A 19,004-nucleotide genomic window follows, 5' to 3' on the forward strand; every position below is an offset into this window, starting at 1 on the left:
GATGGCTCCTTTTGGGCTCAGCGGCCGAACAGCAGGCGCAGGCCGAGCGCGCCGAGAATGGCGGCGGCGGTGCGGTCGATGACGGGTTTCAGCCGCAGGTATCCGGCGCGGGCGGGTGCGCTGGAGAGGAAGGCGGCGAAGAGGGTGTAGACGATGAGTTCGACAACGAAATGATTGGCAACGATCAGCGCTTTGGCACCCAGGCTCAGGTCAGGCGGGAAGATCACCACCAGAACCGCACCGGCGAAAAGCACTGATTTGGGATTGGCGAGGTTGACCAGAAGCCCGCCGAAAAAGGCCCGCGCACCGGGGCGCGCGCTGTCCGAGACAGGATCGCGGGCGTTGCGCCACAGTTGGAAGGCGATCCAGAGGAGGTAGATCGCGCCTGCGGTCTTGAGCACCAGATAGGCCCAGGGGACCAGCGCGAACACGGCGTTGAGACCCACAAGCGCCGCGCCGGTCCAGAGGGCTGCCATCAGGCCAAGCCCCGCGCCCGTCGCGACACCCGCGCGAAACCCGCCGGCCACAGATTGACGCAGCGCATAGAGCAGCGCCGGGCCGGGGGCGGCCATCGCGGCCAGCAGCGTCAGGTTGAACGCGATGAGCTGGGCCGTGGTCATCCGTTACTCTTTGCTCATGTCCGGCGCATCGACCGCCTTCATGCCGACGACGTGATAGCCCGCATCGACATGGTGGGTCTCACCGGTCACGCCCGAGCCGAGATCGGACAGAAGGTAGAGCGCGGATTTGCCCACATCGTCGATGGTCACGTTGCGGCGCAGCGGCGAGTTGTATTCGTTCCACTTCATGATGTAGCGGAAATCGCCGATGCCCGAGGCGGCTAATGTCTTGATCGGACCGGCCGAGATCGCGTTGACGCGGATGCCGTCCTTGCCAAGATCTTCGGCCAGGTAGCGGACCGAGGATTCCAGCGCCGCCTTGGCAACGCCCATCACGTTATAATGCGGCATGATCCGTTCAGCACCGTAATAGGTCATGGTGAGCGCGGCACCGCCATTGGTCATCATCTTTTCCGCGCGCTGCATCACCGCAGTGAAGGAATAGACCGAGATGTCCATGGTCATCATGAAATTGTCGCGGCTGGTGTCGACATAGCGGCCACGCAGTTCGGACTTGTCGGAAAAGCCGATGGCATGCACCACGAAATCAAGGCTGTCCCAGCGGGTCTTGAGACTCTCGAACAGGGAATCGATCGACGCGCTGTCGGCGACATCGCAGGGCAGCACGATGTCGGACCCCAGTTGCGCCGCCAGTGGATCAACGCGTTTCTTGAGTGCGTCGCCCTGGTACGAGAAGGCAAGCTGTGCGCCTGCATCAGCCAGCGCCCGCGCGATCCCCCAGGCGATTGATTTGTCGTTGGCAAGGCCCATGATAAGCCCGCGCTTTCCAGCCATAATTTCGCTTTTCATGGAGCCGCGCCCTTTGCTGTTCGGTGTGCGAGACGTTTAGGCGAACCGGGCTTGCGCGGCAAGGCTGTGAATGCTCTGTGCGCATATGCACATTTTGTGACACAAGGTCACGGTGGACAATCCCCCGCGCATTCCGCTAGGGCGCGCTTTTCAGTTGGAGGTTACGATGAGTGATCGCACGGGAATTTTTGCGGGAGACGATCCGTTCGAGATCGCGCGCCGCTGGCTCGCCGAAGCCGAAGCAACGGAAATCAACGACCCGAACGCCATTGCGCTGTCGACGGTGGATGCATCTGGCATGCCCAATGTGCGCATGGTGCTGCTCAAGGAGATCGAGGCAGACGCCTTTGTCTTCTATACCAACTACGAGAGCCGCAAGGGGCAGGAGATCGAAGCTGCCGGCAAGGCGGCGTTCGTGATGCATTGGAAATCACTGCACCGCCAGTTGCGCGTCCGGGGCACCGTAACCCGCGAAGAGGGCGAGAAGGCGGATGCCTACTACGCGTCCCGGTCGCTCAAGAGCCGTCTTGGCGCCTGGGCGTCAAAACAGTCGCAACCGCTCGGGTCCCGGACCGAGCTGATGACCGAAGTTGCAAAACTTACTCCCAAGCTTGGAACCAATCCTCCGCGCCCTGCGTTTTGGGGAGGATTTCGGATCCATCCGACCGAGATCGAGTTCTGGGCCGATGGCGCGTTCCGGTTGCATGATCGGTTCAGGTGGGTGAAGGGAGACGGGAAAATTGAATGGGATATCAACCGCTTAAATCCGTGACATTCACGTCACGTGAAATGCAGGGTGAAATTCCTACTTTTTTCTTATACTTGCAACTGTGGTTGGGGCACCGCAAAATGCGGTGGGAATTTGATGTTGGAAAAAATCGTGGAACAGTCACAACAGCCTGACTCGCGCATCGCTGGTCATGTGAAGTGGTTTGACCCAGCCAAAGGTTTCGGTTTTCTGGTCTCTGACGAGGGTGGGCCCGATATCCTGCTGCACGCAAATGTACTTCGTAACTATGGACAGGGGTCCGTCGCGGACGGGGCGCGGATCGAGGTGCTTGTTCAGACCACCACCCGTGGCCTGCAGGCGGTCGAAGTCCTGAGCATCACGCCGCCGGTGCAATCCGGGGTCGCCCCGCTGGAAGACTTCAGCGGAGTGTCAGCCGAGGATATCGCGGCAGCCGAGCTGGAACCGGCGCGGGTCAAATGGTTCGACAAGTCCAAGGGGTTTGGCTTTGCCAATGTCTTTGGCCGCTCCGAGGATATCTTTATCCATGTGGAGGTCTTGCGCCGTTCCGGGCTTTCGGATTTGCTGCCCGGCGAAGCGCTTGCGCTGCGTTCGATCGAGAGCAGCCGTGGGCGCATGGCCGTCGAGGTGCTTCCGTGGGAAAGTGGTCTGTCCTAAGTCTTGTCGTTGCGCTTGGCGCGTCGCCGGTCTTTGCCGCTGACGCACCTTGCCGCGACGATGTCATATTTCTGCGCGGCGACTGGGGCAATGCCCGCTTCGCCGTCGACGTGGCCGACACGCCTGAATTGCGCAGTCGTGGCCTGATGTTCGTGGAAGACATGCCGACGATGACCGGCATGCTCTTTGTCTACGAATACGAGCAGACCGTGTCGTTCTGGATGCAGAACACCCTGATCCCCCTGGACATGATCTTTGCCGATTCCAACGGCGTGGTGCAGCGCGTGCATGACAACGCCATTCCCGGCGATACGACAAGCATTCCCGGAGGGTCGAACATCCAGTTCGTGCTCGAGATCAATGGCGGCATGGCGGACCGGCTGGGCATCGACGTGGGCACGGAAATGCGCCATCCGGCGATTGCCGACGAGACGGCAAGCTGGGCTTGTGGCTCCTGAGCCTGTCGCGGAAAAAACCGCTTTCCAAATCGGGTGGGCGTCGATAAACGACCCCTCAGTCGGGGCGTAGCGCAGCCTGGTAGCGCGACGGTTTTGGGTACCGTAGGTCGCAAGTTCGAATCTTGCCGTCCCGACCATCTCACCAGTATTCTCATCGACAGATGACAGGCCGCCGGCGGGCGGTGTGCCGTTTTTGGCGCAGTTCATCTTGGTCGTGGGATCTCTGCCACAGAACCCCGTGTTGCAGATTCGCCGCGCCGCTTTCCAGACCGGTTGAAGCAGCCTCTCAAAGCCTGTGGATAACTTTCTGGCAGCGTTGGCTTTTCGGACGCTGGCTTATCCACAGGTCTATACACGGGTGATGCACAGTTGAATCACCACCAGTAGTATCCTTGGCGGCGGTCAACCCAAAATCTATTACGAAAAAGCGAAAATACGTGTTGACGAGTCCGGCGTTTATCCGCCAATTTGTGCGGGTCGGTTCGATAAACCACAACATATAGTGGTTGGGCTGACAACAGGGACGAGACTACCGGACAAGGCTTTTGAGGCGCTTTACCTGCACGCCATGCGCGCGGGACCGGAAAACTCGTGCCTGTCGCGGCCTCGGTAGGGCCATGGGGTACACACAGAAAAAAAGAGACCGGTGCGATGAAAATCGAAAGAAAATTTACCAAATCTGGCCAGGGTGCATATGCAGGGGTCGAATTCGTGTCGACCACGTCCGAAATTCGGAATCCTGACGGGTCCGTGGTTTTCAAGCTCGACGATGTCGAAGTTCCGTCCAGCTGGAGCCAGGTGGCAAGCGACGTCATTGCACAGAAATATTTCCGCAAGGCGGGCGTTCCGGTCTCTGTGAAGAAGGTCAAGGAAAAGGGCGTGCCCAGCTTCCTGTGGCGTTCGGTTCCCGAAAGCGCGGACACGCCGCGCACCGGCGAAATGTCCTCCAAGCAGGTGTTCGACCGTCTGGCCGGCGCCTGGGCCTATTGGGGCTGGAAGGGTGGCTACTTCACCACCGAAGAAGACGCGCAGGCCTATTTCGACGAGATGCGCTTCATGCTGGCCACGCAGAAGGCCGCACCGAACAGCCCGCAGTGGTTCAACACCGGCCTGCACTGGGCTTATGGAATCGACGGCCCGAGCCAGGGTCACTACTACGTCGACTACAAGTCGGGCGAGTTGACCAAATCCACCTCGGCCTATGAGCACCCGCAGCCCCATGCGTGCTTCATCCAGTCGGTGGCAGATGATCTGGTCGGCGAAGGCGGCATCATGGATCTCTGGGTGCGCGAGGCGCGCCTGTTCAAGTACGGCTCCGGCACCGGCACCAATTTCAGCTCGCTGCGCGCAGCGAATGAGCCGCTGTCGGGTGGTGGCAAGTCTTCGGGCCTGATGGGCTTTCTCAAGATCGGTGACCGCGCGGCGGGCGCGATCAAGTCGGGCGGCACAACGCGCCGCGCGGCCAAGATGGTGATCTGCGATGCCGACCACCCCGATATCGAGGAATTCATCAACTGGAAGGTCAAGGAAGAGCAGAAGGTCGCGAGCATCGTCGCTGGATCGAAGATGCACGAGAAGATGCTCAATGCGATCTTCGCAGCCATTGCAAGCTGGGACGGGCTGGAAGAAGACGCCTATGATCCCAAGAAAAACAATGGCTTGAAGGATGCAATTCGCGCAGCCAAGAAGATGATGATCCCCGAGACCTATGTCAAACGCGTGTTGGATTACGCGCGCCAGGGATACACCAGCATCGAATTCCCGACCTATGACACCGATTGGGACAGCGAAGCCTACGCGTCGGTGTCGGGCCAGAACTCGAACAACTCGATCCGCGTGACGAACGCCTTCCTCAAGGCGGTGCGTGAAGATGCCGATTGGGAGCTGATCCGCCGCACGGACGGCGCGGTCGCCAAGACGATCAAGGCGCGCGACCTCTGGGAAGACGTGGGCCACGCGGCCTGGGCCTGTGCCGATCCGGGCATCCAGTTCCACGACACCGTCAACGAATGGCACACCTGCCCGGCGGATGGCGAGATTCGCGGTTCGAACCCGTGCTCGGAATACATGTTCCTTGACGACACGGCCTGTAACCTCGCGTCGATGAACCTGCTGACCTTCCTCAAGGATGGCGCGTTCCAGTCGGATGACTACATGCATGCTACCCGCCTCTGGACGCTGACGCTGGAAATCTCGGTGATGATGGCGCAGTTCCCGTCCAAGGAAATCGCGCAGCGCTCTTATGACTTCCGCACGCTCGGTCTGGGCTATGCCAATATCGGCGGCCTGCTGATGAACCTCGGCTTCTCCTATGACAGCGACGAGGGCCGCGCGCTGTGCGGTGCGCTGACCGCGCTGATGACCGGCGTGTCCTACGCCACCTCGGCCGAGATCGCCGGAGAGCTGGGCCCGTTCCCCGGCTACAAGAAGAACGCCGATCACATGCTGCGCGTCATCCGCAACCACCGCAACGCCGCTTACGGCGCAACCGATGGCTACGAGGCGCTGTCGGTCAAGCCGGTGCCCCTCGATCACGCAAACTGCCCCGACCGCAAGCTGGTCGATCTGGCACAGGCAAGCTGGGACGAGGCGCTGCGCCTTGGCCAGAAACACGGCTACCGCAACGCGCAGGCCACCGTGATCGCCCCCACGGGCACCATCGGTCTGGTCATGGATTGCGACACCACGGGCATCGAGCCGGACTTCGCTCTGGTGAAGTTCAAGAAACTGGCCGGTGGTGGCTACTTCAAGATCATCAACCAGTCGGTGCCGGCAGCGCTTGAAAAGCTCGGGTATGGTAGCGCGCAGATCGAAGAGATCGTGTCCTACGCTGTCGGCCACGGCACCATCGGCAACGCGCCCGGCATCAACCACACCTCGCTCGCCGGTCACGGCTTTGGCCCGGCGCAGCTTCAGAAGGTGGACAAGTCGCTGGCCGCAGCCTTCGACATCCGGTTCGTGTTCAACCAGTGGACGCTGGGCGAAGAGTTCTGCCGCGAAGTGCTGGGCATCCCGACGGAAAAACTCAACGACCCGACCTTCGACCTGCTGCGCCACCTCGGCTACACCAAGGCCGAAATCGACGCGGCGAACGACCATGTCTGCGGAACGATGACGCTCGAGGGTGCGCCTTACCTGAAGGTCGAACACTACCCGATCTTCGATTGCGCCAACCCCTGCGGCAAGAAGGGCAAGCGCTTCCTGTCGGTGCAGTCGCACATCACCATGATGGCGGCGGCGCAATCCTTCATCTCGGGCGCGATCTCCAAGACGATCAACATGCCCAACGATGCCACCATCGAGGATTGCCAGAAGGCGTATGAGCTGAGCTGGTCGCTCGGCACCAAGGCCAACGCGCTGTACCGGGACGGCTCCAAGCTGTCGCAGCCGCTCGCGGCCGCGCTGGTCGAGGATGACGAGGAAGCCGCAGAGATCCTCGAATCCGGATCCATGCCCGAAAAGGCGCAAGTGCTGGCCGAGAAGATCGTCGAGAAGATCATCATCAAGGAAATCCAGAAGTCGCACCGCGAAAAGATGCCCGAGCGCCGCAAGGGCTATACCCAGAAGGCGGTTGTCGGTGGCCACAAGGTTTACCTGCGCACGGGCGAATACCAGGATGGCAGCCTTGGCGAGATCTTCATCGACATGCACAAGGAAGGTGCGGGCTTCCGCGCCATGATGAACAACTTCGCCATCGCGGTGTCGGTTGGTCTTCAATACGGTGTGCCGCTCGAGGAATTCGTCGATGCCTTCACCTTCACCAAGTTCGAACCGGCGGGCATGGTGCAGGGCAATGACAGCATCAAGAACGCGACCTCGATCCTCGACTACATCTTCCGCGAACTGGCCGTGTCCTATCTTGACCGGACCGATCTGGCCCATGTGAAGCCCGAAGGCGCAAGCTTCGACGATCTGGGCCGTGGCGAGGAAGAGGGCGTGTCGAATGTCCGCGAACTGTCGGACACCGCTGCGTCCCGCTCGCTCGAAGTGCTCAAGCAGATCAGCTCCACGGGTTATCTGCGCAAGCGTCTGCCGCAGGAACTGATCGTGCTTCAGGGCGGTCAGAACGGGGCTGTCGCCTTTGCCGGCGGGATTGACGCCGTGGCGACACTCAACACTTTTGTGCCGCAAACCGGCGGGTTTGCAACCGCAGTGGCGTCAGCGTCCACCACCAGCACCTCGGCCCCGGCCATGGCAGCGGTGACACGGGCCAAGATGCAGGGTTATGAAGGCGAAGCCTGCGGCGATTGCGGCAACTACACGCTGGTGCGCAACGGCACCTGCATGAAGTGCAACACCTGCGGTGCGACAAGCGGGTGCAGCTGAGCCCCAACCAGTCACGAGGCGGGTGCGCCCGCCTCTGACGCGCGTCGGGCCGCAGGCAAGATTATTCAGAGCGGTGTACAACTTGAGAGCTTGACGAGCGAAACTGAGCGGGGGCCCAAATGGCCCCCACTTTTTTGTCTGCTCTGTATGGATTTCAAGGGGTTACAGCTCGATCGTGATCTCGCCATCGGGTTCTGCCGCTCGGGACTGGCACAGGATGATCTGGTCCTTGCGCTGCGCGTTCGACAGCACGAAATCGCGGTGCTCCACCGCGCCGCTGACGATCCGCGCCTTGCAGACACCGCAGATCCCGTCGGAACATTTCACATCCACGGTGACCCCGTTTGCAGTCAGCACATCCGTCGCAGTCTTGTCGGCGGGAACGGCAAAGCTGCGCCCGTCGGTCAGGTTCAGTGTGAAAGCGTGGTTTTCATACTCCGGCACCTCGGGCACGGCGAAATATTCCAGATGTTTCGCGTCGTCCGGAAAGCCTTTGCGTTCAGCGGCTTCCATGACGGACTTCATGTAAATATCTGGCCCACAGGTATAGATGTGCTGGCCCTGCTGGTAATCCGGCAACAGCGCATCAAGATCGGCGCGGGTGCCTTCGTCGCTGACATGGAGCTGCACCTTGTCGGCCCATGGCATTTTGGCCAGATCGTCCAGATACCCGGCCTCGGCACGGGTTTTCAGCGAATAGTGCAGCGCAAAGGGCCGCCCCAAGGCATGCAACCTGTGCGCCATGGCGATCATCGGAGTGACCCCGATGCCGCCGCCCATCAGCCATGTGAAACTCGCATCCTCGACCAGTGGGAAATGGTTGATGGGTTTGGAAACGAACACCCGCCGCCCTTCGGCAAAGATGCGGTGCAACAGCGCCGATCCACCACGCCCCGTGTCCTCGCGCAGCACGCCGATCTGGTAGACCGACCGGTCCGCCGGGTTGCCCGACATCGAATATTGCCGCAGGAATTCGGGGGCCACCACCAGATCAAGATGGCCGCCCGCGCTCCATTCCGGCAGGTCATGCCCATCGACATGGCGGAACTCGTACTTGGTGACCGAGGGCGACATCTTTTCGACCTTGCTGACCACCACAGGCACAACCGGGCTTTCGGTGGCATCCCTTGGGCGGTGCAGATGGGACGTGTCGCCGCGCGCCAGCCGCGCCTTGTGCTCTTCCGCGCTGACCATCGCGGCATAGGCGGCGATGCCGGCCTCGCGGTCCATCGGATCAGGATAGGGATAGGGATGCGCGGCCAGCGGTGCGGGATAGACGGCCAGCGTCTGGTCCTCTTGGCGCAGGGTCAGACCCTTTTGCAAATCGCGCGCATTGACCGGGTGATGGGTCGGCGCGTAGCTGCCGTTCTCCTGCAACTCCAGATCCCACCACCATTTCTTGACCGGGTTCAAACCGCCACGGCCCGCGGCATCGTCCAGCTTGGCCAGAAGCGGTGCCGCCTGCGGCAGGGTCATCGCAATCTTGCGGAACGGCTTTTCGGCAAACAGCCCTTCGAGGTTCCACGGGCAGGTCTTCATGCAGCGCCCGCACATCGCGCCGCCTTCGGTTGTGATGCGGTAGGTGGCGCATTTCTGGCTGTCGGATTTCCAGATCTCGTAGCCGTTGAACATCCGCTTCGGCCCGGCGGTGATCGCCCCAGACGGGCATTCGCGGGCGCATTTGTTGCAGCTTTCGCAGAAGGTTTGCAGACCGAAGTCGATGGGCTTGTCATGAGCCAGCGGCATGTCGGTGGTGACGACACCGGACTTGAGGCGCGGTCCGAGGAACGGGTTGAGGATCACCTCGCCGATGCGGCTGACCTCGCCGAGACCGGCCAGAAGCAGCAGCGGCGGTTGCAGCACCTCGCCGTCCAGCACGGTATGCGCCTTTGCACTATAGCCCAGATTGCGGATCTGCTTTGCCAGCACGCCGCCCAGCAGCGAGAAGCGCAGATAGGCGCGCATGGATTGCGCGACGCTGATCCAGTCGTCGCCAGATGCGCCGTCCATCGTCTCGTAGCCCTGGTCGATGATGATGCTGATCGCCTGGTCATGCGGCGGGTCGATGGGGTCGCCGCGCGCGTCGTGGCTGTACCATGTCCAGTCGGGGCAACGGCTGATCCCCAGCGCATCGACCCCCAGCCAATAGGCGGTGGCCTTGATGGCGTCGGCGTTGTTTTGCAAATTTGCAGGACGGGACCCGTTTTCTGGCGGTCCATCTTGCAATAACACAAAGGCCCCCAACATCCGACGCTGCGCCGAGGATGGTGCCGCCTTGCGCGCATAGTAGCCGCCTTTCGCGCCGTCCTGCAGTTTCTTGCCCATGTCCCCGAACTGCGCGCGGGCGAACAGGTCGGCGCGTTTGGGCACGCGGGGCACGTTGGGTTCGTCGATATAGGTGGTCGGTGTGTCGACCCGCTTGAGCGTTTCGAACGGGTGCGGTCCATCGACATAGCGGCGGCTGTCGAACGGGTTGGGGTTGAGTCCGGAGCGCGCCGAAACGGTGCCCAGCTTCCACGCCAGTCCTTTGGTCAGCGATTTCGGCTGCGCGTTGGCCAGCGGTGCGTCCTGCGCCAGATCGAGCGTCGTGGTCACGACGGCCACGCCGAACCGGTCACCCAGCCAGGGATTGACCAAGCGTCCGTTCTTCGCGACCGCCAGCCCGCCAGCGACCGTGCAGATGTTGAGATCCACATCGGTGCTGGTGGCAGTGTGCGCCTTGGCGTCCCACCCCAGAAGGCGGATGTAATTGGCGATCACAACGGCGGTTTCCGTGGCCCGCAGACAGGCGCGGTGGGCTTGCGCGCCGGTGATCCATTCGGTTCCGGTCTCGCCCGGTTTCGGGTCGCGCGGGATCTCGTAGAGGAACACCAGCGCGGTGTGATGGCCGACGATCGTGCTGGGCGGTGCCTCCATCGATTCTTTCAGATCCGCCATGATCATGTCGATGCCCGAAGCGAGCGTCTTGGTCTGGCGGGTCTTCAGATCATTGGACAAGCGGTCGATATCGGGGTTCTGCCGCGGCGTGTCCATATGCGCCTCGGGCAGCAGGGCGCCGATTCCGACCATCGTGGCGTCGGAGAAATATCCGAACGCTTTCAGATGGTTGGCGCGCTCTGTTACGTCATCGGTAAAGCGTGACCGGGCCTTGTTCACGAACCCGTCGCGGATCGCGTCCATCATCGCCTGGTAGTCGGCCATCGCGTTGACGATGGAGGCCGGGTCTTCGGGACGCACGAAGCTCAGACCGGGATGGGGCGGGATCGTCGCGGGGTCCGGCATCGCGCCGCGCGCCGCGCGCTCCAGCGGGAAAGGGCCCAGATGCACCGGCCGGTTTTTGTCGGAAAAGAACCGAAGTCCCATGAAGCCCTCCCATCGCGCGATGCACGCGCTCGCAGAGAGTGCCGCATTCCTGCTCAGGACTGCAAGGCGTGAAAATCCTTGAGCGTCTTGCCTGCCTCGTCGACAAACAAGCCCGGAAGCGGTGTGAGGTCGATCACCCGGTCCATGCGGAAAGTGGCGAAGCCTTCGTCGGTTTCGTCCCAGACCACGCAGGTCCAGATCCGACCCCAGTAATCAAGATGCAGCGGACGCACGGTGTGGACCTTGCCGTCCCGTTCAAGCCGCAGGCGCAGTTTCTGCCGTGCGCGGATCGCCTTGCGGAAGGCGGGCATGTGGCGAAACCCCTGTGCGGCTTCGGCAAAGGGGTAGGTGGCAAAGCCGAACTTTCCCACGGGGGTGCCCACGTCCTCTGGCAGCACCGCGTCGATCTTGTCGGCAAGGGCGCGGGCGGCGCTGGCGAGGTCTTCGGTATCGGTGGCACCGACGGCGGCGAGACCGATATGCAGCGCTTCAAGCTCGGTCTGGGTCAGGTTCAGCGGTGGCAGGGTGATCATCGCCTGCGCGGTGTAGCCCGATCCGCGCGCGCCCTCGACCGGCACACCCGAGGACGCCAGCGTGTCCATGTCGCGGTAGATGGTGCGCACAGACACGCCCAGATCCTGCGCCATCGCTTCGGCGGTGTGCAGATGACCGTCCTTCAGACGCTGCATCAGGGCGTAAAGCCGGTCGCTGCGTTTCATGTGATTCTCCGTTGAGTCGCTCTGCTGCACTGCGGTGATACTGACAAAAACCTGTCAACTGACAAGCTCTTGACAAAAACGCATGAAATTGGCGTGTTTTCGTGCTTTCGGAAGGCGGCGCGAGTCATTACATAACCGCAGGGAATTGATTGCAGGCCGTCGCCTGCCGGTTAGGAGAGATTTCATGGGTATCGGAAATATCGGTCTGCCGGGCCTTCTGCTCATCGCCGTCGTGGTGCTGGTGCTGTTTGGCCGTGGCAAGATTTCGGCGTTGATGGGCGAAGTTGGCAAGGGCATCACCGCCTTCAAGAAGGGCGTCGACGAGGGCAAGAGCGAGCTTGAAGAGCAGAAAGCCGAGAGCGCCAAGGACGTGACGCCCGCGGATCAGAAAGACAAGGACAAGGTCTAAACGCAATGTTCGATCTTGGCTTTGCCGAGCTGTTGGTGATTGGGATCGTGGCGTTGATCGTCGTCGGTCCCAAGGATCTCCCGGTGCTCTTTCGAAAGGTTGGCAATTTCATGGGCAAGGCCCGTGGCATGGCGCGCGAGTTTTCGCGGGCGATGAACGATGCCGCCGACGAATCCGGGGTCCGGGATATGCAGAAGACGTTCAAGTCGGCCACCAACCCGATGAGCAGCGCGATGGACGGGGTCAAGGATGCGGCCAAGTCGATGACGAATGTTGATCCGGCGAGCAATACCGGCAAGCTGTCCGCCGAACGCGAGGCGGCAAAGAAAAAGATCGAGGCCAGCGCGGCGCGCGCCGCAGCGGACCGCAAGAAACGCGAGGCGGACGAGGCGCTGAAAAAGGCCGAAGACATGGAAGCGGCGCTGAAATCGGACGCCGCTCCGGAAAAGGACGCCTGAAATGAGTGCCCGCGACGAAGACATCGAGGACAGCAGCGCGCCGTTGATCGAGCATCTGGCCGAATTGCGCACACGGCTGATCCGGTCGGTGCTGGCGCTTCTGGTTGGCATCTGCGTGCTGTTCATCCCGGTGCAGGGGGATTTTCTCGCAGAACACGTGCTGCGCTTCCTGCTTGTGCCGATCGAGGACACGCTGCGCGCGCTTGGCGATCCGTCGCCCACGCTGCAATACACCAGCCCGCAGGAATACCTGTTCGTTCTGTTCCGCATCGGCATGGTGTTCGGCTTTGCGCTGGCCTTCCCGGTGATCGCGCACCAGATGTGGCGCTTCATTGCGCCGGGGCTGTACCGGTCCGAAAAATCCGCCTTTCTGCCGTTCGTCATCGCGTCGCCGGTGATGTTCATGCTTGGTGCGAGTTTTGCGCATTTCGTCGTGACACCGCTGGCGATGGCGTTTTTCCTGGGCTTCACCGATGCGCCGTCGCTCTTTGCGAATGCCCTGTCGGGTGCAGTGGATGTTGAGGCGACCGCCGTGGCACCTGCTGCGAGCCAGGGGCTACAGATCACATTCTTTGGTAAGGTGAACGAAAGCCTGCAAACCTCGCTGGTGTTCATCATGGCCTTTGGCCTGTGCTTCCAGCTTCCGGTTCTGCTGACGCTGATGGGCAAGGCGGGGCTGGTGTCGGCGGCGGGTCTGGGAGCCGTGCGCAAATACGCGATGGTCGCCATCCTGATACTTGCGGCCCTTGTGACGCCGCCCGACGTGGTGACGCAACTGATCCTCTTCACGGTGGTCTACGGGCTGTACGAGATCTCGATCATCCTTGTGCGCAGCGTGGAAAAGAAGCGCGAAAAGGAACTGCGGGCGCAAGGCCTCTGGTTCGAAGATGATCCTGCCGACGGCATGGACGACGATCCCCTGATGCGTGAATTCGACGAGGACGCGAAGAAGTGACCGACCCGATGGAGCGGATTGCAGCGGCGCTGGAACGCCTGGCGCCTGCGCCGCAACCTGCGCCGGATTTCGATGTGGCAGATGCCTTTGTCTGGCATGTGAACCCCGATCACCTGCAACCCGTGCCCAAGGTCAGCCGCGTGGCGGTGGACCTGCTGATCGGGGTGGATCGCAGCCGCGACACGCTGCTGGCCAACACGCGGCAATTCGCACGCGGCCTGCCTGCGAACAACGCGCTCTTGTGGGGCGCGCGGGGAATGGGCAAGTCGAGCCTCGTCAAGGCAGTGCATGCCGCGGTGCTGGCCGAGGGGCTGCGTGTCAAGCTGGTGGAGCTGCAGCGCGAGGATTTGCCCAGCGTGGCGCGCCTGCTCAACCTGTTGCGGGCGTCGGACCACCGATTCCTGCTGTTCTGCGACGATCTGAGCTTCAGCCATGATGACCAGCATTACAAATCGCTGAAGGCGGTGCTGGATGGCGGCGTCGAGGGGCGGCCCGACAACGTGGTGTTTTATGCCACGTCAAACCGGCGCCACCTGATGCCGCGCGACATGATCGAGAACGAGAGATCGTCTGGGATCAACCCATCCGAAGCGGTCGAGGAGAAAGTGTCGCTGTCGGATCGCTTCGGGCTGTGGCTGGGCTTTCACCCGTGCAACCAGGACGATTACCTTGCGATGATCCGGGGCTATTGCGATGCTCACGGGGTCGAGATCGACGATGCGACGCTGCGCGCAGAGGCGATCGAATGGCAGGCCACACGCGGATCGCGGTCGGGCCGGGTGGCGTGGCAATACTTTACCGATCTTGCGGGACGCCGGGGCGTTGCGATCTAGGCACAACGGCTGTTGCGGCGGGCGAAGCTGAGGATCGGATCTTGGCCGGCGCGTGTGCTGTCCCCAGAATTTTATGGGCACGCTCTAGAATCTTCGTACGAAGATTCTGAGGCCCGGACGTCAAGAAAAGATGAAGGACTGCTGTCTTGGCCAGAATTGGGTACGGGGACGCCTCAATCTGACCGGAACCGTACATCACCGTCCAACCGCTGATAACGGAAACGCCGCGCTCTGTCCGAGCGCGGCGCTGTCATTTCCAAGCCGTCAGATCACGCGCGGCGGCGGCGACCCCCGGTGCGGGCGTCGCGGCCCCGGCCTTCATGACCGGCTTTCGGAGGCTGCCGGTTGAACGCGATCCACGCACCGCCACCCTCGTCATTGTTGGTGAGGAAGTTGGCGGCACGGATCGCCTCCATCTCCTTGCCGGGCTTCGGCTTGGTCGAACCCAGACCGAACAGGATGCAAAAGGTTTCGTCGTCGATGTCCTCGGGCAGCACGATGCCCGCCGCTTCGACCTCGGCGCGTTTCTCGGCGATCCGGATCGGGCCAACGGGCAGGGCGACCGGGTTCATGATCGCCGATGTCATGCCGGCGGCCATCGCCATCGGCAGAAAGGCGTTGTTGATGCCGTGACGGTTCGGCAGGCCAAAGCTGATGTTCGACGCGCCGCAGGTGGTGTTCACACCCAGTTCCTCGCGCAGGCGGCGGACCAGCGTAAAGACCTGAAGCCCCGCAGTGCCCATCGCACCGATCGGCATGACCAGCGGGTCGACCACGATGTCATGCGCCGGGATGCCGAAATCGGCAGCGCGTTCGACGATCTTTTTCGCGACGGCAAAACGCACATCGGGGTCCTCGGAGATGCCGGTGTCGTCGTTGGAAATGGCCACGACCGGCACATTGTATTTCTTGACCAGCGGCAGAACCAGTTCCATCCGCTCTTCTTCACCGGTGACCGAGTTCAGCAGCGGACGGCCTTCGGCAGCCGCCAACCCGTTCTCGAGGGCGCCGGGCACCGAACTGTCGATGCAGAGCGGGCAATCGGTGATGGCCTGCACCCGCTGGACCAGTTCGCGCATCAGCGTCGGTTCGACAAAGTTGTTGTCGGCGTAGCGCGGGTCTTCGGCCATCTTGTTCGAGAAGACGGCACCCGAGTTGATGTCGAGGATATTGGCGCCTGCTGCAACCTGTGCCAGCGCGTCGGCTTCGACCCGGCTGAAATCGCCGCGTTCCAGTTCCTCGTTCAGGATCTTGCGGCCCGTCGGGTTGATCCGTTCACCGATGACGCAGAACGGCTGGTCGAACCCGATGATGGCGGTTTTGGTCTTGGACTCGACAATCGTGCGGGTCATGCGGCTACTCCTAGAATGCGGGCCAGAATGCCTGGCAGCGCGGGGTCTGTGAAATCCTGGACGGTCATGTCGGCACCGGCGGCACGCAGTTTCGCGTCATCCAGTGCGGAGCGGATGCCGATGCTGTAGGCGCCGGAGGCGGCAGCGGCGCGCATGCCCGAGGGGCTGTCCTCGAAGGCGATGCAGTCTTCGGGGAACTCTCCGAGTGCCGCCATCGCGGTCAGGTAGGGCATCGGGTGCGGCTTGCCAAAGGCGCATTCCTCGCCGATCACGATCACCTCGAACCGGTCGCGCAGCCCGATCGCACCCAGCATGGCCTCGGCGTTGAGGCGCATGGCATTGGTCACCACCGCCAGTTGCCAGCCCTGCGCCTGTGCGGCGTCGATGAAGTCGGGCAGGCCTGCGGTGGCCGGGTAGGGCGCAGGCAGGCGGTCGCGAAACTGCGCCTCTTTCCATTCGCTCAGGGCTTGCGGATCGGGCTCGTTGGGCAGGTAATCGGCAAAGACATCGACATTCAGACGGCCATGCACCTGCTCCATGTAGAACCCTTCGGGCACCGGCAGGCCCCGGTCGGTCCAGAGTTCCGTAAAGACGGCCTCGTGGATCGGGTCCGAGTTCAGCATGGTGCCGTCTAGATCAAAAAGCAGGGCTGGCATGTGTGACGATCAGCTCGCGGCAGCGGGCGCGGTTCCGGCACCGCCGTTTTCGATCGCCCAGGTGGCGTTGGACGTGATCCCGCCCAGCGGGAAGAAATGCACCTGTTCGATGTTGAAATCGGGGTTCTTTGCCTTGTGCGCGGCCAGTTTGGTCAGCGCCTCTGTCGGCTCGTAGGGCAGCAGCAGCTTGGACACGTCCATCGCGCGTTTCTGCAGCACCTTGAGCGACGGGCCGACACCGCAGGCGATGGCGAACTTGATCAGGGTTTGCAGCTTTGCAGGACCGGCTATGCCGATATGCACCGGCAGTTTGATACCAGCCGCAGACAAGTCATCGACCCATTTGATGATCGGGTCAGCGTCAAAGGCGAATTGCGTCGCCAGCGCCATCTTGGCATCGGTGCGTTCCGAAAACGCCTGTTTCCAGCGCAGTGCGTCTTCGACATTCTTCATGCCGCCGTTGGGGTCGATGTCCTTGTTGCCCTCGGGGTGACCGGCGACATGAAGGCGCTTGAAACCCGCCTTGTCGAACAGCCCGCTTTCCATCAGCTGCATCGAGCTGTCGAAATCGCCATGCGGCTTGGACACGCCACCTGCCAGAAGCAGCGCCTGATCGACGCCCGCTTCGCCCTGGTAGCGCGCGATCCAGTCAGCCAGCATGGCCTTGTCCTTGATGATGCGGGCCGGGAAGTGCGGCATGACGGGATAGCCGGCATCGGCAAGGCGCTTGGCTGTCGCGACCATGTCCTCGATGGGCGTGCCTTCGATATGGGCGATGTAGACGCGGGTGCCGGGGGCCAGCAGGGCGCGGAAATCCTCGACCTTTTCGGCGGTGCGCGGCATGACCTCGATGGAGTAGCCCTTCAGGAAGGCTTCCATCTCGGGTGTTGTGCCGTTCTCGACGGTTTCGCGCTTGCGGAAATACAACAATGCCATAATGGCCTCCCTCAGGGTCATGCGGGGTTACGCCCAGCCTTCGTTATCAATCAGCGCCTTGAGGCGCGCCTTGTCATATTCCGCGTCGATGCGCGCGGTTTCGGCGGCGCAGACCTCTTCGGGCTCTCCGTCCACCGTATATGGGGCGGCCTTGCGCCATTCCGCAAGGTAACTGTCGGTGTCCGATGCCCCGATCTTCATCGCGGCGCGGTCGATGGCCTGTTCGAACCGTTCTGGCAAAGGCGCCTTGGCACCGCGCCGGCCCTTGCCCACGATCACCTGCGCCGGGATATCTCGCCAGTAGACAATAGTGACATCCGGCATGTCGTGATTCCTTCGATGTGCTTGCGCCTTCGTAATTGAGCGCATCCGCGACCCAAGTGCGAATTTCGACGTGTCCGATCCCGTCTGCGACCCGGGGTCACAATAGGGCATGACGCTGTCAATGGCGATGCTCCTGCTGCGCCAAAATTCTCAGGCTTTGCATGAGACGGGCTCATAACTGCGCCAGCACGCATCACGAAACTTGCGATGGATCGCAAGCCCGCATAGGGTTGGGATAACTTACATATTCGGAAGGCGCGAAGTCATGGCGCCAAAGCGTCCCAGAGGTGCGGGCGCATTCCCGAAACCGGTAGAAAGCCCCGCGCCGTCACGGCCCGATCCATCAGAGCTTTATGCCGCGCTGGATCTGGGCACAAACAGTTGTCGCATGTTGATTGCCCAACCCAAGGGCAACCAATTTCACGTGGTCGACAGCTTTTCCAAGTCGGTGCAACTGGGGGCCGGGCTTGAAAAGTCCGGCAGGCTCAGCCGTGCGTCGATGAACCGGACGATTTCGGCGCTGCGGGTGTGCCAGCAGAAGATCCGCCGCCACGAAGTGACGCAGATGCGGCTGGTGGCGACCGAGGCGTGCCGCCGGGCGCACAACGCGCGCGAGTTCATCCGTCAGGTGAAACGCGAGACCGGGCTGACGCTCGAGATCATCCAGCCCGAAGAAGAGGCGCGGCTGGCAGTGATTTCCTGCGCGCCGCTGGTCAGCACCAAGACCGAGCAATTGCTGGTGGTCGATATCGGCGGCGGGTCGACCGAACTGGTCTGGATCGACCTGACAGCCGTGCCCGCCTTTGACCGCCCCCGCGCGATCATGCGGCTGCATGCCGGATTCCACACCAAGGACAGCCCGTTTCCCGCCGCCCGCGTGGTGGACTGGATCAGCGTGCCTTTGGGTGTGGCCACGCTGCGGGACCAGTTCTCGGACGTGGAAAGCGACAGCGCACGCTATGCGCTGATGAGCTGGTATTTCGAGGAAAACCTGGCCGAATTTGCACCCTACAAGGATGTGCAGGCGCGCGAGGGGTTCCAGATCGTCGGCACAAGCGGCACGGTCACAACCGTGGCGGCCAGCCATCTGGGCCTCAAACGCTATGACCGGACCAAGGTGGACGGGTTGCGCATGACCTCGGACCAGATCGAGAAGGTGATTTCCAACTATCTCGAACTTGGCCCCGAAGGACGGCGTGCCGATCCCCGGATCGGTTTGGACCGTCAGGCGCTGATCATGTCGGGTGCCGCGATCCTGCAAGCCTTGCTGCGCTGCTGGCCGACGGACCGGCTGTCGGTTGCGGATCGCGGCCTGCGCGAAGGTCTGCTTTATGCGCAGATGTCGGCGGATGGCGTGCTGGAGGATGCGCCGTTCTGACG

General features: G+C 62.0%; 17 protein-coding genes and 1 tRNA gene. 10 read left to right on the plus strand and 8 right to left on the minus strand.

Annotated elements, in window-relative coordinates; all coding sequences use genetic code 11:
* Positions 1-17: 17 nt before the first annotated feature.
* Together IEV82_RS06535 and fabI are read right to left on the minus strand one after the other, a co-directional pair.
* Positions 18-620 (minus strand): LysE family translocator, encoded by a 603-nt coding sequence (locus tag IEV82_RS06535; protein ID WP_188481158.1) that lies wholly within the window; start codon positions 618-620, stop codon positions 18-20.
* Between the two features lie 3 nt (positions 621-623).
* Entirely contained in the window at positions 624-1,430 is an 807-nt protein-coding gene (gene fabI / locus IEV82_RS06540; protein WP_188481159.1) for an enoyl-ACP reductase FabI, read from the minus strand.
* A 166-nt stretch (positions 1,431-1,596) separates the two neighbouring features.
* Here fabI and pdxH point away from each other — a divergent pair, with 166 nt between their 5' ends.
* The 5 genes from pdxH to IEV82_RS06565 all read left to right on the plus strand — a co-directional run bounded on the left by pdxH (position 1,597) and on the right by IEV82_RS06565 (position 7,619).
* Positions 1,597-2,202 (plus strand): pyridoxamine 5'-phosphate oxidase, encoded by a 606-nt coding sequence (gene pdxH, locus IEV82_RS06545; RefSeq protein ID WP_188481160.1) that lies wholly within the window; start codon positions 1,597-1,599, stop codon positions 2,200-2,202.
* 93 nt (positions 2,203-2,295) lie between these two features.
* On the plus strand, positions 2,296-2,835 hold the full coding sequence (locus IEV82_RS06550; protein ID WP_188481161.1) for a cold-shock protein: 540 nt from the start codon (positions 2,296-2,298) through the stop codon (positions 2,833-2,835).
* On the plus strand, positions 2,814-3,293 hold the full coding sequence (locus IEV82_RS06555) for a DUF192 domain-containing protein (RefSeq protein WP_188481162.1): 480 nt from the start codon (positions 2,814-2,816) through the stop codon (positions 3,291-3,293). The genes IEV82_RS06550 and IEV82_RS06555 overlap by 22 nt, the downstream gene beginning before the upstream one ends.
* A 60-nt stretch (positions 3,294-3,353) precedes the next feature.
* Positions 3,354-3,430 (plus strand) — tRNA-Pro (locus tag IEV82_RS06560).
* Positions 3,431-3,944: 514 nt separating this feature from the next.
* Complete coding sequence (locus IEV82_RS06565; RefSeq protein WP_188481163.1) at positions 3,945-7,619, plus strand: vitamin B12-dependent ribonucleotide reductase; 3,675 nt, start codon at positions 3,945-3,947, stop codon at positions 7,617-7,619.
* Positions 7,620-7,781: 162 nt separating this feature from the next.
* On the opposite strand, the gene IEV82_RS06570 is transcribed toward IEV82_RS06565, so the two are convergent.
* Positions 7,782-10,982: a reductive dehalogenase gene (locus IEV82_RS06570; protein WP_188481164.1), complete on the minus strand. Its 3,201-nt coding sequence runs from the start codon at positions 10,980-10,982 to the stop codon at positions 7,782-7,784.
* 53 nt (positions 10,983-11,035) lie between these two features.
* Positions 11,036-11,701, minus strand: coding sequence for a helix-turn-helix transcriptional regulator (locus IEV82_RS06575; protein WP_188481165.1), 666 nt, complete (start codon positions 11,699-11,701; stop codon positions 11,036-11,038).
* A gap of 184 nt (positions 11,702-11,885) precedes the next feature.
* On the opposite strand from IEV82_RS06575, the gene IEV82_RS06580 reads away from it, so the two are divergent.
* From IEV82_RS06580 to IEV82_RS06595, 4 genes are read left to right on the plus strand one after another with little or no spacing between them, the layout of a single operon-like run.
* Complete coding sequence (locus tag IEV82_RS06580) at positions 11,886-12,110, plus strand: twin-arginine translocase TatA/TatE family subunit (protein ID WP_188481166.1); 225 nt, start codon at positions 11,886-11,888, stop codon at positions 12,108-12,110.
* Positions 12,111-12,115: 5 nt separating this feature from the next.
* Positions 12,116-12,568: a Sec-independent protein translocase protein TatB gene (tatB, locus tag IEV82_RS06585; RefSeq protein ID WP_188481167.1), complete on the plus strand. Its 453-nt coding sequence runs from the start codon at positions 12,116-12,118 to the stop codon at positions 12,566-12,568.
* Position 12,569: 1 nt separating this feature from the next.
* On the plus strand, positions 12,570-13,523 hold the full coding sequence (gene tatC / locus IEV82_RS06590; protein ID WP_188481168.1) for a twin-arginine translocase subunit TatC: 954 nt from the start codon (positions 12,570-12,572) through the stop codon (positions 13,521-13,523).
* An 8-nt stretch (positions 13,524-13,531) separates the two neighbouring features.
* Positions 13,532-14,356 (plus strand): ATP-binding protein, encoded by an 825-nt coding sequence (locus IEV82_RS06595; protein ID WP_373285188.1) that lies wholly within the window; start codon positions 13,532-13,534, stop codon positions 14,354-14,356.
* A 269-nt stretch (positions 14,357-14,625) separates the two neighbouring features.
* Here IEV82_RS06595 and IEV82_RS06600 read toward each other — a convergent pair whose 3' ends face one another.
* The 4 genes from IEV82_RS06600 to IEV82_RS06615 are packed head-to-tail and all read right to left on the minus strand — an operon-like array spanning position 14,626 to position 17,624.
* Positions 14,626-15,708, minus strand: coding sequence for a methyltetrahydrofolate cobalamin methyltransferase (locus tag IEV82_RS06600; RefSeq protein ID WP_188481170.1), 1,083 nt, complete (start codon positions 15,706-15,708; stop codon positions 14,626-14,628).
* Positions 15,705-16,364, minus strand: coding sequence for an HAD family hydrolase (locus tag IEV82_RS06605; RefSeq protein WP_188481171.1), 660 nt, complete (start codon positions 16,362-16,364; stop codon positions 15,705-15,707). The genes IEV82_RS06600 and IEV82_RS06605 overlap by 4 nt, the downstream gene beginning before the upstream one ends.
* A 9-nt stretch (positions 16,365-16,373) precedes the next feature.
* A complete protein-coding gene (locus IEV82_RS06610; protein WP_188481172.1) occupies positions 16,374-17,300 on the minus strand; it encodes a methylenetetrahydrofolate reductase in 927 nt (308 codons plus the stop codon).
* A gap of 27 nt (positions 17,301-17,327) precedes the next feature.
* Entirely contained in the window at positions 17,328-17,624 is a 297-nt protein-coding gene (locus IEV82_RS06615; RefSeq protein WP_188481173.1) for a virulence factor, read from the minus strand.
* Between the two features lie 265 nt (positions 17,625-17,889).
* Here IEV82_RS06615 and IEV82_RS06620 point away from each other — a divergent pair, with 265 nt between their 5' ends.
* A complete protein-coding gene (locus IEV82_RS06620; RefSeq protein ID WP_188481175.1) occupies positions 17,890-19,002 on the plus strand; it encodes a Ppx/GppA phosphatase family protein in 1,113 nt (370 codons plus the stop codon).
* The last annotated feature ends 2 nt before the right edge of the window (positions 19,003-19,004 follow it).

This window comes from Marivita lacus (assembly GCF_014637725.1).
GTDB classification, from domain to species: domain Bacteria; phylum Pseudomonadota; class Alphaproteobacteria; order Rhodobacterales; family Rhodobacteraceae; genus Marivita; species Marivita lacus.